This is a genomic window from Paenibacillus uliginis N3/975 (assembly GCF_900177425.1).
Taxonomy (GTDB): Bacteria; Bacillota; Bacilli; order Paenibacillales; family Paenibacillaceae; genus Paenibacillus_AQ; species Paenibacillus_AQ uliginis.
On the sequence record NZ_LT840184.1, the window covers coordinates 3,347,689 to 3,361,195 of the forward strand.

Genomic DNA, 13,507 nt, shown 5'->3' on the forward strand with positions numbered 1-13,507 from the left:
TAAACTCGCTCCATATCCAATTGGTAGGGCATCAAGCATAAGCATACCAATATGGTGGCACGACTGTCCAGATAATAGCCACAATCTTATTTAATTGACATCGTGTTTATCACTACGCAGATTCGACGTAAATTAGTACACTTAGTGGGACGTATCACGAGCGGGGCACCATCTTCTAAACATAGTTATATCCACTTTATACATTAACGCGGTGTCACATTAAATGATAAAGACATAAAAGAAGGCTGTCGAGACTTTCTTGACAGCCTGGCCGCGATTATCGCGGTTTCTATTCGTTGAGTGTTTGTTTTGGAAATTGAAGCGGAACTGCTTCTGGAACAAGCATAAATGTGTATCCATATTCATTGATTGCTGTATCGCTGAGTCATATTTGCGAGAACATCCAATAACTCTACCCGCTTCTCAAAATGTTTTTGGTAGCTATCAATGATCTCCACAAGCTGAGCCCGAAGATCATCTTGCTCCACATTTTGATCGGATTCATTATATACAAGCTTCCGAAGTTCATCTACCATGGTTTTTTCTTCAAAATGGGTTTCGCCCAGACCTTCCAGAGCAGATTTGAGGATTGCATATTGTGCGGACCGAGGGTTAGATGAACCACCTGCAGCTTTTACTCCCTTCTCGTTCAGAGAGATGCTGTAATAACGCATGCCAGTGAGTTCTCCCTCATAATCCAGCAATCCGTCATGAATGAGCTCGCGCACTCGATACTCGATGAAAGAATCCGAAACCCGCTGCTCCGAATACCCAATCACTTGTCCGATAATACGGGCTGATTTTTTGAAGGTACCATCCAATGCACCTAACTCCAGCGCGGCCTCCAAAATATTGCGATCAAAATAACTTTCGGGTACGGTCTGCAGCTTCTTATCTTTAAGAACCCGAAGTGTACCTTGTTCCTTCGTCAAGCGAAACCAATCTTGAGCCAGATCATCTTTGGCCTGCAAGGTAAGAACCTGTTCGCTGCCCAAAAGCAACGCAAGTTTACTATGTACAATTTCACCTGTATGAGAATATTGAACCGTCTCAGAACTTAAGGCGTCGGTTGTATGAATGACAGAAACATGAGTTTCCCGAGGTAGAGTAGCTATTAGTCTTCTTAGACCCGTTTGCTCTGAAGCGGAGCCTCCTACCCAAATGACAAGTGGAAACTTGGCAAGCTGATCCGGCATAGACTTCCAAGCGAACGCTGCTTTCATAAGCGTATCCATCAACTCGTCGCGCTCTTCTGTCCCGGAGGACCTCTCGCGGAACCAGCTCATTCGATCTGCAGCTCCTTGAGGATCACTAACATCTGGTAGAGGTCCCACCATCAGATCATCTTCCAGCATAACAGGCACCTCACCTGGATGATCGCGAAGAGTCATTCGAAGAGAGCCTAACGAAGATGCATCGAAGACGATATGAACCCGCTGAAGCTCACCACGAAATTTCAGAGACTCTTCTATGTATGATTCATTGGCCAGTCCCCACTCCGAATCAAACGACCATAAAAACTGTTTCATTCGTTCATGCCGATCCTCAGCCAGCACCCTAGCGGTATCGGTGTTCATCATTGATTTTAGCTTTAACAACTTTTCATAGAAGTGATTAATAGCCGTACTTCGACCACTGCGGTATTCTTCCCGAGTAAAGCTATCTCTGGGTTTAAGCTCAGGATCATAAATGGCCTGACCTTTCCAGCCGGAGTAGGCAAATGTGCGGGATATACCGATAGCACCCAAGGCATCCAGCCTGTCCGCATCCTGAACAATCCTGCCTTCCAGTGTCGCCGGAGGCTCCCCTGCACGGTTACCGAACGACATCGTAGCGATAATATCCAAAACATGTTCCTGCACATCTAAGGCAACGCCGACCTGCATGAGCCAGTTCAACACTTTATTCATTCCAGCTTCTTTCGATTCGTTCAGCTTCTCATCTGCAATATCGTGCAGCAGTGCAGACAATTCGCATATGTATTCATCTGCGCCTTCTGTCATAGCGAGCATTTTAGCGGTCCGGGTTACACGGACGATATGCCACCAATCGTGGCCACTACTGTCATGCTCCAGTTCTTTTCTTACAAAAAGTCTTGCTTGTTTCAATACTTCATCGTGTTGATTACTCATAACGATATAAGCACCTCCTATGTATTTTCACTCAATAATCTGCTGTCTGATGGGTGAATGGTCTGATACCGATAAGCGCTTGGAGTAAGCCGAATCTTTGTCTCTGGCCTCCGGATAGTTTGCCGAGCTTTGTCCTTCTTTCGGTGAGGCAAATAACCGGTCACTTCCCGTACTTCTCGGGTGGTCATTTTACGATTACAGAACATTTGTTCGGTACACCGTTCAAAGTACACCACTGAACCATGGTCAGGAGTAACAACAGTTGTCAGAAGCTGAATGAATAAGCTTTTGCCAGAGCCGTTAGGTCTGATTAGATAGGTAATGCCCGGAGAAATAGGATAACGTTATACTGTCAACAACCCTGTGCCCATCCCGGTTCGCGGTCACATGATCACATTCAATTGAGATCAGTTCATCTACTCATTCCCCCGCTTTCGCTGACTCAAGAGGAAGACGAAGATTAAAACAGCAAGAAGTAAACAACATAGACCACCGGATGATATAGAAGTCATTGGACTGCGGAGAAGTCAACATTTCCACGGTATAAGAACATGTGTTCCTAATCTCTACAATAATTCCGATGGAAGAGAGCATAACTACAGCTTTCCATGTAAAAATGAAGCATGGAGACATGAGCACCTTGATCCATAAGTAACAGCTACAACGGAAAAGCGACCAAAATTTGAAAACAAGTGACCAGCACAAGCCGTGCCAGTGTCTGCTCCATCATACTATATTTTCCCAACTGTTGCCCCATGCTCCGGGAAACGAAAGTTTCCGCTGGGTAACCGGTCTGTAATGGACCATCCATCTTCGAAAAATTGGCGGTTGACGGAATGGATTCTTGAGTCTGCGTTAGGTAATCGGCTTGAAATGGACCATCTGCCATTAAATAATTGGCGGTTGACGGGTCAGACTCTTAAGTTTCCGCCCAGTAACCGGTCTGAAATGGACCATCACACTTCGAAAAATTGGTGGTTGACGATGCAAAATTTCGATCTCGTTGAACAGATTCCTTTTCTACAAACGAAGAAAAGGTTCCCCAATCTAAAATTTTTAGTCGTCATGTAACTAAGGAGCCGATAATTTCAAACTGAACTTTACTTCTCTTCATTTTCCCGGATAAAAATAAAGGTACCTGTTGGATGCTATTATGTAAAAGTTTCTTGAATTTTTTTCGGTTTGGAAGGTTAGATTATTGTCGTTGACTTCTATTAGGAAGGATGGTGATCTCTTTCAACACTTCGTTTGCACCCCAGCTTTATCATTGGTTCGTTCGTCCGAAATGGTTTACCAAAAAATATATTCATGATCACGTACAGTCCCGATTCACATTTAACAATAAGGTCGTGCTTGACTTTGGTTCTGGTACAGGGGCTAATTGCTCGATGGTTCAGCCGATCCATTATGTCGGTACCGACCCGGACGCCAAACGTATTGATTACGCGAGACGGCAGTATCCGAATCACACGTTTCATGTTCTTGAAAACGGCCGGCTTCCTGTTGATAATGAGTCTGTCGATTACATTCTCATAATCGCAGTATTGCACCATATTTCGTCCGAACAAATTGCAAGTTACATGAAGGAATTTAAACGAATTTTAAAACCGGACGGAACAATCATTGTAATGGAACCTTGTAAATGCAAAAAAAAACCAGTATGTAATTGGTTTATGAATCTCTATGACAATGGCGAATATATCCGGAATGAAGAAGAATACATTCAATTTTTTCGAGAGAATGAATATAATTCACATGTCATAAACCGATTTCGAAAATGTTTCTTGTATCACGAGTTATTTTTCTCGGCAACTCCCAAATCATTGTCACAGGGTGGTAATAAACCATGACAGTCGCATGCCAAGTCAAAACGTATGTCTTTGGAGTAGTTTGCTCTGAACACTCAAAATCAAGACGCTATCCTTTAGCAGCCACGGGGTATCCCTTCATGGCTGTTTTTATTTTACAACATTAAAAACAAGAACGTTTATACATATGTTCGATGACCTTCCGAGGAGGCGAAACAGAAAATTGTTTTGGATCATGTTAGCTCTACTATTGATTATCATCCAATTTGCAACCATTATCATTATCGAATTTCGCCGTCCGAGCAATGCGGTTGCATGGCTAGCCATCCTGTTTATGTTTCCGCCAATCGGGTTTCTGCTGTATTATTTTATGGCGCAAGAATATCGTGGACACCCTGCCCTTCAGCAGAAAGAAAATATGTATTGGGAACAAATCAGGACAGATCTCATTCACCGAAGCAAACAGAAAATACAGAATGAAAGGCAAGAAACCATTTGGCAAGACGACAATTTGCATACTTTTCTGAAAAACTTACCGATCCCCTCTATTACCGCTTGTAATGAAACGACGGTATACGCCGAGGGAGAACAAGCCTTTGAAGCGATGTTGGATTCGATGGCCGGAGCTGAGCATCATATCCACATTGAATTTTACATTATCCGCGACGACCGGCTCGGTTCCCGTTTTGAACGGTTGTTAATCCGAAAAGCATTGGAAGGGGTAAAAGTGCGTTTTTTATATGACGGATTCGGAAGCCGACGGCTGGGAAAAGCCTATTTGAAACGACTGCAGGATGCAGGCGTGGAAACGGGGTGCTTTTTTCCGCCATTGACCACGTTCGTCGATAAGCGACTCAATTACCGTAATCATCGCAAAATTGTGGTGGTGGACGGCAAAATCGGCTTTTTTGGCGGCTTGAATATTGGGGACGAATATGTGGGGAAGGATCCGGAAATAGGCTACTGGCGAGACACTCATTTTCGTATTGAGGGCGATGCTGTACTCTGGGTCCAATATACCTTTTTAACGGATTGGCACTTGGTCAAAGGGCTACTCTTAACCGATCCCGTCTATTTTCCCATGCAGGAAAGTCGGGGGAAGGAACTTGTGCAAATCGTGAAAAGCGGTCCGGACGAGACCATTCTGGAGCTTATTTTCTCCCTAATCGTTTCGGCGAAGAAGCGTGTTTATATAGAAACGCCATATTTCATTCCCGATTCTGGTGTTTTGTTGGCTTTAAAAACGGCTGTCCTCCGAGGAGTCGACGTTCGAGTCATAGTCCCTGGACCTCCTGACAAAAATATCGTTCATAGCGCTACTTTGTCCTATGCCCAAGAATTATTGCAGGCAGGGGTTCGGTTCTACGGTTATCAAAAAGGGTTCATCCATGCCAAGGTTATTATTTCCGATGACTTGGCATGCTGTGGCAGCGCAAACATGGATATACGCAGCCTGAGCGGCCAATTCGAAATCAATGCGGTTTTTTTTGACGGGAAAGTGGTCGACCGTTTGGTACAAGATTTTTACCGCGATCTTGACGGAAGCAAAGAGATTTTGTTATCAGAATTCGAAGATCGACCCAAAATTCAAAAGATCAAAGAAATTTTCGCTCGATTGCTCTCAGCGATGTTTTAGGGAATTTTAACCGCTAAATAACTGGCCCTGCCGTTTAGTTCAGACAATCGCAGTATAGCTTTTAAAACAAAAAGACTCTGCGTCGCTATAAAAGCGAGCGCGAGTCTTTTTTCAGAAAAATAATTTAAGCAGAAATGATTTTAAATCAACGATTCGCAAATATTGGGGTTTTTGATCAGTTCCGCACACGATAAGGGGAATTAGTGATTCCTCTTGACTAAGAGATCCATGGCCTCCGCCGCCATTGTGTGTCGGAGAGCTTCTGTCTGCCAATTCATAGCCCGGCTTTGCGGTAACCACTAAAAATTCCCCCGAGTGGGAATTCAAAGCCCCGGATAATCTCTGCAATACATCAGGGTATTGACCATAGTTTATCGTTTGATTCGCAGTATCGATTTTTAAATCCAGCACATCCGAATCATGTTCGACCGTCCATTTTTGTTGGTAAGGATCAAGCAGCTGTCCACTAGCTTTAAACATGACCTCTCTGGATGTTTCTCCTTGAACTGCGTGAATCCAATTGTTTTCTTTCCATGAAACAATATCTACGCGTGGGTCAGCACTCAATAAGTTAGCTATGCTTCTTAACGATTTATCCGTATTAAGCTTATATACATAAGCCATCGTTTCATTTACGGCAAGGACGATCTCTACTTTGTCCGTTACGGTTTCACCTGGTCGCAAAACATGATAATCCTTGAAAAGGGTAGGCAAATCGATAACCGGGTTTTCTCGGGCAGGTAGAATTTGGGTCATTCCACTATCCCCTGCGATAATAAAAATCGCTTTGCTTAAGGCTTCTTCCGGCGAACCGAATGTTTGCAACATTGAGTGAAGCTGTTGGTCCACTTTTTTGACTCCATTTAAATCAGACGGACCTTTTTTATGAAGTTTCTGATCCAAATCAGGTAAATAAACATATAAAAAATCTGGCAATTTATTTGCTTTTATCAAATATTTTAACGTTTCCACTGAATATGAATTGTTTATTCCTATACGACTCGTTAGACCATCAGGCAGATTTTGAATGCCTTCGAGTGGATTCGTCAATGAACCAAGGGCCAAATAATCTGGTCCTTTCACTTTGATTTCTTTTGGCAAGATAGTAGGGCCTTGAATCCAGGGTGGTATCGACAGCGTATGATCCTTCGTACCCCGATATATCAAACCGTTGATGGAACCTGATTTCAGTCCATGTCGAGCCAAGTCTTCAAAAATGGTAGGTAGTTGTTGATTCAGATGTTTGCCATTCAAGTTGATTAATGCGTCAACCATAACCGGATCTATCCCATGTCTGAACACTTCCATCGGCCCGGTTCCGTAATTGATCACTTTCTTATCGTCCGAGGAATACCATACGAGTCCCGGCACACGATGACCATCCGGATAAGTTCCTGTCAGCAGAGAGCTATCGATCGTTACGGACATCGTTGGAAAAGAGGTAACCACGTCCTTGTAATACTGACCATGTTCAATTAAATATCGTAATGTGGGAAGCTCATTTTGTTCGATTCCTCTATCGATCGCTTGAGCCATTAAAGAATCAACCAGCAGAAATATGACTTTCTTTGCGTGTTCTCCGTTAATCGACTTCACTTGGGTTAGATCTTGTTCTTTCGTTTTCGTCTCCTGTTTTTGGCATCCAAAGACCGAAATTAAAACAAAGAGCAGCAGCACCATCCGAACCGTTTTTTTACGCATGAATACCGTTCACCTACCTAATCACAAAGAGTCAAAAGTTTACAATGTATAGAGTACGTCATATGCTAACTTTTATACTCACCATTCGACAGTTCGAAATTCTGATATATCTAAAAAGGCTGCCCCATACTACAGTCAAACTGTAGCTAGGGCAGCCTTCTACTGCAGGAAACTCAAACTATCTAAAAATCAAAATCCGGTAAAGACGGTCGTTTCGGCTCGAGTGGCATGAAAGCTATACCGAGTATCCAAAAATTAAACCTCCAAATAACCTCGTAACTTCAACTGCAATATCGCGTAGACCAGCTCCGAGTCTTGAATCTCATTCTCTTTGATCTGGCGGATACAATCCTGAACGTCCAAGCGTATAACTGCGATATTCTCATAATCTTCAAGCTGCTGATCCTTGGTACTAATCACTTCTTCGGTAAAATAAACATGGGTAATCTCATTGCATCTCCAAGAAGCGGGAAACAGCTTTCCAAGATAGATCATAGTGCCGCACTGCATTCCTGCTTCTTCTAAGAATTCACGTCGTGCAGCCGCTTCCAAATCCTCTCCTGATTCTACGCCTCCGCCCGGCAGCTGTACGACATGGCAGTCTACCGCTTTTCTGAATTGACGGATCAAGATGAACTGGTTGCCATCTCGGGCCAGAATAACAACGGATTCCGGATTTTGTTTGGAGAAATACACCTTGCCATAGCTGTCTTCGTAAATCGTAACGCCATTCTTTCTAAGTAAGATCTTCTTATCTTCCATTGTTTTGCTCTCCAATTCCTAATACATCTCGTTTCACATATAGAAATGCAGTTTAAAATAACAATACTTAAATTACAGAAATAGCTGCTTGAGATTACAAATACTTGATAAACCATTGGCATGCTTCTTCCATCATACTCTCAGATACATAGTGCCCTACACCATCATGAACGGATAACTTTAAATGATCAGACTTCTGTGCATATACGCTTTTTAACTCCCTATATAGATCAATGGTGTATTTTTTCGGCTGATCCAAGTCCTGATCTCCTGCAAGTATAAGGAGCGGCTTGGGATAAAAGTTCTTAATTCGTTTTTCCGGATCAATATCCGCTATATTTTTCATAATTCTCAAGGTTTCTTCATGTGATTTACACAATTCGTCCGACCATTTCGAATAGGTTAAGGTCTCAAGCCATACATCTTCGAAGCGTTTGAGAAAAGCAGGTAATCCGATCATGGGGACGGCTGTTTTCACACGATCATCCTGAGCTAAAATGGAGTATGTCGCGTATCCACCCATGGACATGCCCGTCACACCGAGTCGCTTGGTATCTGCTCTTGGATCATTGTGAAGATTCTCAATAATAAGGTTTATATCTTTGCAGCTCTGTTGAACCACTTCAATCATATGCAGCCACGTATCCAGACCGGTATCCGGCGGATAGACCTGTCTCGCACCATCCATTGCCTGGATAGACTGTCGTTCTCCATGATCCATTGCATCAAAAGAAATAAAGTATATGCCTTGCTCTGCCAGTCGGTGACCCAACTCAAGACCTTGTTTTCGGGTTCCAAAATAACCGTGAAGATAGATGACTACAGGCATATCCTCCAGCCCCTCAGGGTATACCGTAAACAGAGGGATATTTTGAATATTGTATTGTTCAGTTATTATTCGTTTCATTCAGTTCTTACCTTTCAATTACTTTGATATCAGTAGCACTTGCCAGAAGACTCCTGTCAAACTCATCCTTTAATATCGAGTATAGATAAGAGTCATGGTATTTACCCTTGTGATACATATGCTCCCGTAAATGCCCTTCCTTAATCATGCCATTACGGATCATTACACCGGCTGATCCGATGTTTGCCGGCCGGCAGGTTGCATAGATTCGATGAGCACCCAAGTCTTGAAATCCTAAGGTTAACACGGCCTTCGCCGCTTCCGATGCGTATCCTTTGCCCCAGTAATCCGGATGAAAACAATAGCCAATCTCCGCATTCTTTCCTTCCATATGTAACCCGCAGCCTCCAATAATCTTTCCATTCTCCTTAAGAGAGACGCCAACCTCATATCCTACACGCGGAATAGTTTCCTGCATGGCAATTGTCCGTTCGATGAATTCCTGTGTCTCTTCCTCGGTGTTCGGTCCCCAGATCATAAACTCCGCGACCTTCGAACTGGAGGCATAAGTATGAACTTCCTGCCAATCTTCCTTCGTAAAATCGCGTATTACAAGCCGCTCTGTCTCAATATACATACCCAATCTCCCCCGATATAAATTCCTGGGTTTTCTTTCCGTTATCATCGTGTTCTTGATATTCACCTTTTGTGCACTCCGAAATAACCTTGGTCCAGAAACGCTGAGCAGGTATATTCGTTGCTAATTGGAACACTTCCCATGCTCCTGGATGCAGATCAAACAATTCTTTGGCGACCTGTTTACCCACACCAGACCGGCGGTATTTTTTCATGATGAAAAACTCGGCCATAGAGAAATACGTCTTCTCCTCCGTTTGAATTTGTCTGACAAGAGCAAAACCGGCATATTTACCGTTTATCTTCAGTAGATAAGGAAAACGGATGTCTGTTTCGCTCCAATAGCTATCCAGATGAGGGTAGTAACCGAACTGTCCGTCGCCTTCCACATCAATATCGATAAATTCCGAAAAGTCGTAGAAGTAATACTGCATTAAATTTGCAAAAATATCTTTTTCATCTTTAACAGCAAGATATAATTTATAATCCATTTTGATCACATTCCTTATTATAAGGTAACCTGAGCATCACACATGTAACGTTTTGTATACCCAGGATTTGTTCTCTATTGTATCATCAAAATAACTCTAAAATGTTATAATTTGCAATCACAAATGCTTAGCACACAAAAAAACCGAAGAGCTTAAGGCTCTACGGTTTTCTGTATGGACATGAGGATGAACCAAAACTCAACAATCACTTCACAATTTTAGCATTTATTATTCATCAATTTAGGGATGGTGCTTCTCTATGAATTTAGAACAACGCAAAGCTTGGAATGCGAATCATAAGCAATTAACGAATATCATTACAAAGCCTGCTCAACATCATCAAGCAGTACAATTATTTTTAAAACAGCATGCTTTATTGTATTCATCGAAGATGACAGGATCAGAGCTTCAAAGTCTGGAGGATGAACTATTAACAGACATTAAAGAAGAAACTTTTCGAACTTATCCTGTGCGTATGACAGATACAAGCAATTCGATCATATGGCATATTTGGCACAGCGCCAGAATTGAAGATATGACAATGAATATTCTGGTTAACGATAGTGACCAAGTTCTCATGACAGAAGATTGGCAGCATAAGATGAAAGTTCCCTTCCATCATTCGGGTAATGACATGTTGGCTGAAGAAGTTGCCCTCTTAAGCGCTGCTATGGATATTGAAGCATTATTGTTATACCGGATTGCAGTAGGACGCAGAACACGTGAAATCATACAATCACTGCAACCCGGACAGTTGAAACAAAAGGTTGAATCAGCTCGACTCCAGAAATTAATAGAACAAGGTGCAGTGAATGAAAAATCACAATGGCTTGTTGATTATTGGGGCGGCAAAACCATTGCCGGTTTGGTTCTTATGCCCGCTACAAGACATCATTTTATTCATTTGAACCGATCTATTCGTATCAAGCATAAGGTTCAATGACCCACTCAGCTATGCATCTGACACAGTATACGGTCTTAGATAACGGGACAGTATTCCGTGTTTAGGCGACAGAAGGAAACTGAGCAGGAACACGATTCCGGTGGCAAATGCCATTGATCCGGAGATGGAGGTGTCTAGCCATACCGCAATGTAGTACCCAGCGACCGCCGATACTACACCGAATGTAGCACTCAGCACTAACATGATCGACATGCGATCAGTCCATAAGTAGGCAGCGGCAGCTGGTGTAATTAACATGGCAACGACCATAATCGCGCCTACCGCATCAAATGCAGCAACGGTTGTCACAGATACAAGTGACATAAACACGTAATGCATAAGAACAACGGGTATACCAATGCTTGCCGCTAGAGCAGGGTCAAATGAAGTGATCTTCCATTCCTTATAGAATGCGAGAATAACCAAGATAACTACCAGTAATACGACGGACAGAATAAATGTCGCCTCAGGGACTTCTCCAAGCCAAGGAATCTGGATTTTGTTCCACGGCACAAAGGTGATCTCACCCATCAATGCGTGCTTCACATCCAAATGGGCATTTCCAACTTGGGTAGCAATAAGAATGACCCCAACTGCAAACATCGTAGTAAACACCACTCCGATGGAGGCATCCTGCTGAACACCTCGTGAGTGAAACCACTGCACAAGCACGGCGGTCAACAAGCCGGCAATGATGGCTCCTACCAGCATATGAGTTCCTCTAAGCTCCCGGGTGATCAGAAATGCGGTGACGATGCCGAGCAGAACCGTGTGGCTAATCGCATCGGCCATCATTGCCATTCGGCGCAAAATAAGAAATACGCCGATAATACCGCAGGACAATCCGACAAGAGAAGCGGTTAGCAGTATCCACGCTGTGTAACTCATCTTAATCCGCCTCCTTAATCGAAACCGTCTGTCTAGACCATACTTGAGACTGCTCAACATGCTGCTTTCTCTGCGAGCGAAGCTGCAAGGCTTGAATCAGCAGCCCTTTCTCTGCGCCGAACACAAGCGATATAACAAATAGTACAGAAGATGAGACGACGATGAACGGCCCTGTAGGCCAGCCTTTGCCAAGCGTGCTAATCATCGTTCCCGTCATTCCCGCTCCCCCGCCAAAAACAGCAGAGAGAATAACCATCCATTTAAAAGAATGTGTCCAGTAACGGGCACTGACAGCAGGAATGATAAGCAGCGCCGACATCAATATGACGCCAACCGCCTGAATTCCGATGACGATTACCAGTACAAGAACGGCCAAGTAAACGGTGTTCATTAGACGACCGGACAAGCCCAATCCTTTGGCAAAGTCAGGATCGAACAAGAACAGCTTCCACTCCTTGAATGCGATAATTACAACGAGCATGACGAGCACTGCTAGCATTAGCATGGTGTAGACATCCTGACGCACCATGGAAGCCGCCTGGCCAAAAATAAAACTGTCCAGACCACTCTGGTTACCTCCGGCCGATCGGTTAACGATAGTCAGCAGCATAATTCCAAGGCCGAAAAATACTGACAGAATCATGCCCATGGCCGTATCTTCCTTGATCCGGGACGAGGAGCGGATCCATTGGATCATGAAAGCACCGATCAAGGAACTTACGGCTGCCCCTGCGATCATAACAGGTAGACTTTTCGTTCCGGAGAGTGCAAAGGCAATTACAACACCAGGCAATGCCGCATGTGATAACGCATCACTCATCAAGCTTTGTCGTTTCCAATAAGCGAGGCATCCAATAACTCCCGCTGCCATCCCAAGAATCAATGTACTTAATAGAACCCATTGTGTATTCGGTGAAAAAAGCGTATCCATTGTTTACGCCTCCTTCATCCAGCGCAGTGCCCCGCCATAAGCTTTGTACACATTTTCTTTTGTAAAGACGTCCTCCGTCTTGCCGTGGGCCACGACACCTCGGTTTAGAAGCAGCACATGATCGAAATAGTCCTCCACGGTTTGGAGGTCGTGATGGACAACCATTACGGTTTTGCCTGACATCTTCAGTTCCTTCAATGTCGTCATAATGGCACGTTCTGTGGCCGCATCTACGCCAGCCAGTGGTTCATCCATGAAATACAAATCTGCCTCTTGGACTAAAGCCCGAGCCAGAAATACCCGCTGCTGCTGTCCCCCGGATAGCTGACTGATCTGCCGCTCGGCATAGTCTGCCATCCCCATTTGCTCAAGTGATGCCATGGCTTTTTCCTTGTGACTGCGCCTAGGCCATTTCAGCCACCCGACCTGACCATACAATCCCATCATGACAACATCCAGTGCATTGGTCGGAAAATCCCAATCTACTGACCCGCGCTGCGGCACATATCCAACGCGTGTCTTTGTTTTACTGAGTGTAGAACCGAAAAAGCTGACGGTGCCTGAAAGTTTCGGGTGAAGCTCCAGCATGACCTTTAGAAGCGTAGATTTCCCCGCACCATTCGGCCCTACGATACTGGTCAGTGAGCCCGGCTGAACATCGAATGTGACATCGTTCAGCACTTTGTTTTTACGATAAGATGCCGTTAATCCTTGAACGTTAAGTACAGACAT

14 protein-coding genes are annotated in these 13,507 nt (G+C 43.9%); 3 read left to right on the forward strand and 11 right to left on the reverse strand.

The window, feature by feature from the left end; all coding sequences use genetic code 11:
- Positions 1-362 precede the first annotated feature (362 nt).
- The 3 genes from B9N86_RS30805 to B9N86_RS15740 all read right to left on the reverse strand — a co-directional run bounded on the left by B9N86_RS30805 (position 363) and on the right by B9N86_RS15740 (position 3,021).
- Positions 363-2,132 carry a DUF3658 domain-containing protein gene (locus tag B9N86_RS30805; RefSeq protein WP_208914120.1) on the reverse strand — a complete coding sequence of 590 codons (1,770 nt, stop codon included), beginning with the start codon at positions 2,130-2,132 and terminating at the stop codon, positions 363-365.
- 17 nt (positions 2,133-2,149) lie between these two features.
- Positions 2,150-2,467: an ATP-binding cassette domain-containing protein gene (locus tag B9N86_RS30990; protein WP_208920423.1), complete on the reverse strand. Its 318-nt coding sequence runs from the start codon at positions 2,465-2,467 to the stop codon at positions 2,150-2,152.
- A 323-nt stretch (positions 2,468-2,790) separates the two neighbouring features.
- Positions 2,791-3,021 carry a hypothetical protein gene (locus B9N86_RS15740; RefSeq protein WP_208914121.1) on the reverse strand — a complete coding sequence of 77 codons (231 nt, stop codon included), beginning with the start codon at positions 3,019-3,021 and terminating at the stop codon, positions 2,791-2,793.
- A gap of 334 nt (positions 3,022-3,355) precedes the next feature.
- Between B9N86_RS15740 and B9N86_RS15745 the strand changes: the two genes are divergently transcribed.
- Together B9N86_RS15745 and cls are read left to right on the forward strand one after the other, a co-directional pair.
- Positions 3,356-3,982, forward strand: a complete 627-nt coding sequence (locus B9N86_RS15745; RefSeq protein WP_208914122.1) for a class I SAM-dependent methyltransferase — start codon at positions 3,356-3,358, stop codon at positions 3,980-3,982.
- A gap of 181 nt (positions 3,983-4,163) precedes the next feature.
- On the forward strand, positions 4,164-5,576 hold the full coding sequence (cls, locus tag B9N86_RS15750) for a cardiolipin synthase (RefSeq protein ID WP_208914123.1): 1,413 nt from the start codon (positions 4,164-4,166) through the stop codon (positions 5,574-5,576).
- A gap of 111 nt (positions 5,577-5,687) precedes the next feature.
- Here cls and B9N86_RS15755 read toward each other — a convergent pair whose 3' ends face one another.
- From B9N86_RS15755 to B9N86_RS15775, 5 genes are all read right to left on the reverse strand, one after another.
- A complete protein-coding gene (locus B9N86_RS15755; protein WP_208914124.1) occupies positions 5,688-7,277 on the reverse strand; it encodes an alkaline phosphatase family protein in 1,590 nt (529 codons plus the stop codon).
- Between the two features lie 255 nt (positions 7,278-7,532).
- Complete coding sequence (locus tag B9N86_RS15760) at positions 7,533-8,039, reverse strand: NUDIX hydrolase (protein ID WP_208914125.1); 507 nt, start codon at positions 8,037-8,039, stop codon at positions 7,533-7,535.
- 94 nt (positions 8,040-8,133) lie between these two features.
- Positions 8,134-8,946, reverse strand: a complete 813-nt coding sequence (locus B9N86_RS15765) for an alpha/beta hydrolase family protein (RefSeq protein ID WP_208914126.1) — start codon at positions 8,944-8,946, stop codon at positions 8,134-8,136.
- A 7-nt stretch (positions 8,947-8,953) separates the two neighbouring features.
- A complete protein-coding gene (locus B9N86_RS15770) occupies positions 8,954-9,523 on the reverse strand; it encodes a GNAT family N-acetyltransferase (RefSeq protein ID WP_208914127.1) in 570 nt (189 codons plus the stop codon).
- On the reverse strand, positions 9,513-10,013 hold the full coding sequence (locus tag B9N86_RS15775; RefSeq protein WP_208914128.1) for a GNAT family N-acetyltransferase: 501 nt from the start codon (positions 10,011-10,013) through the stop codon (positions 9,513-9,515). Before B9N86_RS15775 ends, B9N86_RS15770 begins: the two co-directional genes overlap by 11 nt.
- 259 nt (positions 10,014-10,272) lie before the next feature.
- Here B9N86_RS15775 and B9N86_RS15780 point away from each other — a divergent pair, with 259 nt between their 5' ends.
- The gene (locus B9N86_RS15780; protein ID WP_208914129.1) at positions 10,273-10,956 is read left to right on the forward strand and encodes a DinB family protein; all 684 of its coding nucleotides are present in this window, start codon (positions 10,273-10,275) and stop codon (positions 10,954-10,956) included.
- A 9-nt stretch (positions 10,957-10,965) separates the two neighbouring features.
- Here B9N86_RS15780 and B9N86_RS15785 read toward each other — a convergent pair whose 3' ends face one another.
- Genes B9N86_RS15785 through B9N86_RS15795 form a run of 3 tightly spaced genes read right to left on the reverse strand, consistent with a single transcriptional unit; the run spans position 10,966 to position 13,507 of the window.
- On the reverse strand, positions 10,966-11,844 hold the full coding sequence (locus B9N86_RS15785) for a metal ABC transporter permease (RefSeq protein ID WP_208914130.1): 879 nt from the start codon (positions 11,842-11,844) through the stop codon (positions 10,966-10,968).
- 1 nt (position 11,845) lies between these two features.
- Positions 11,846-12,775 (reverse strand): metal ABC transporter permease, encoded by a 930-nt coding sequence (locus tag B9N86_RS15790; protein ID WP_208914131.1) that lies wholly within the window; start codon positions 12,773-12,775, stop codon positions 11,846-11,848.
- Between the two features lie 3 nt (positions 12,776-12,778).
- Positions 12,779-13,507, reverse strand: a complete 729-nt coding sequence (locus B9N86_RS15795; RefSeq protein ID WP_208914132.1) for a metal ABC transporter ATP-binding protein — start codon at positions 13,505-13,507, stop codon at positions 12,779-12,781.

Coding starts and splice junctions, on each gene's coding strand:
- B9N86_RS15745 (WP_208914122.1), top strand. CDS start 3,356: ATGGTGATCTCTTTCAACACTTCGTTTGCACCCCAGCTTTATCATTGG.
- B9N86_RS15770 (WP_208914127.1), bottom strand. CDS start 9,523: ATGTATATTGAGACAGAGCGGCTTGTAATACGCGATTTTACGAAGGAA.
- B9N86_RS15775 (WP_208914128.1), bottom strand. CDS start 10,013: ATGGATTATAAATTATATCTTGCTGTTAAAGATGAAAAAGATATTTTT.
- B9N86_RS30805 (WP_208914120.1), bottom strand. CDS start 2,132: ATGAGTAATCAACACGATGAAGTATTGAAACAAGCAAGACTTTTTGTA.
- B9N86_RS15755 (WP_208914124.1), bottom strand. CDS start 7,277: ATGCGTAAAAAAACGGTTCGGATGGTGCTGCTGCTCTTTGTTTTAATT.
- B9N86_RS15785 (WP_208914130.1), bottom strand. CDS start 11,844: ATGAGTTACACAGCGTGGATACTGCTAACCGCTTCTCTTGTCGGATTG.
- B9N86_RS15795 (WP_208914132.1), bottom strand. CDS start 13,507: ATGTCTGTACTTAACGTTCAAGGATTAACGGCATCTTATCGTAAAAAC.
- B9N86_RS15765 (WP_208914126.1), bottom strand. CDS start 8,946: ATGAAACGAATAATAACTGAACAATACAATATTCAAAATATCCCTCTG.
- B9N86_RS15790 (WP_208914131.1), bottom strand. CDS start 12,775: ATGGATACGCTTTTTTCACCGAATACACAATGGGTTCTATTAAGTACA.
- B9N86_RS15760 (WP_208914125.1), bottom strand. CDS start 8,039: ATGGAAGATAAGAAGATCTTACTTAGAAAGAATGGCGTTACGATTTAC.
- B9N86_RS15740 (WP_208914121.1), bottom strand. CDS start 3,021: ATGGCAGATGGTCCATTTCAAGCCGATTACCTAACGCAGACTCAAGAA.
- B9N86_RS15780 (WP_208914129.1), top strand. CDS start 10,273: ATGAATTTAGAACAACGCAAAGCTTGGAATGCGAATCATAAGCAATTA.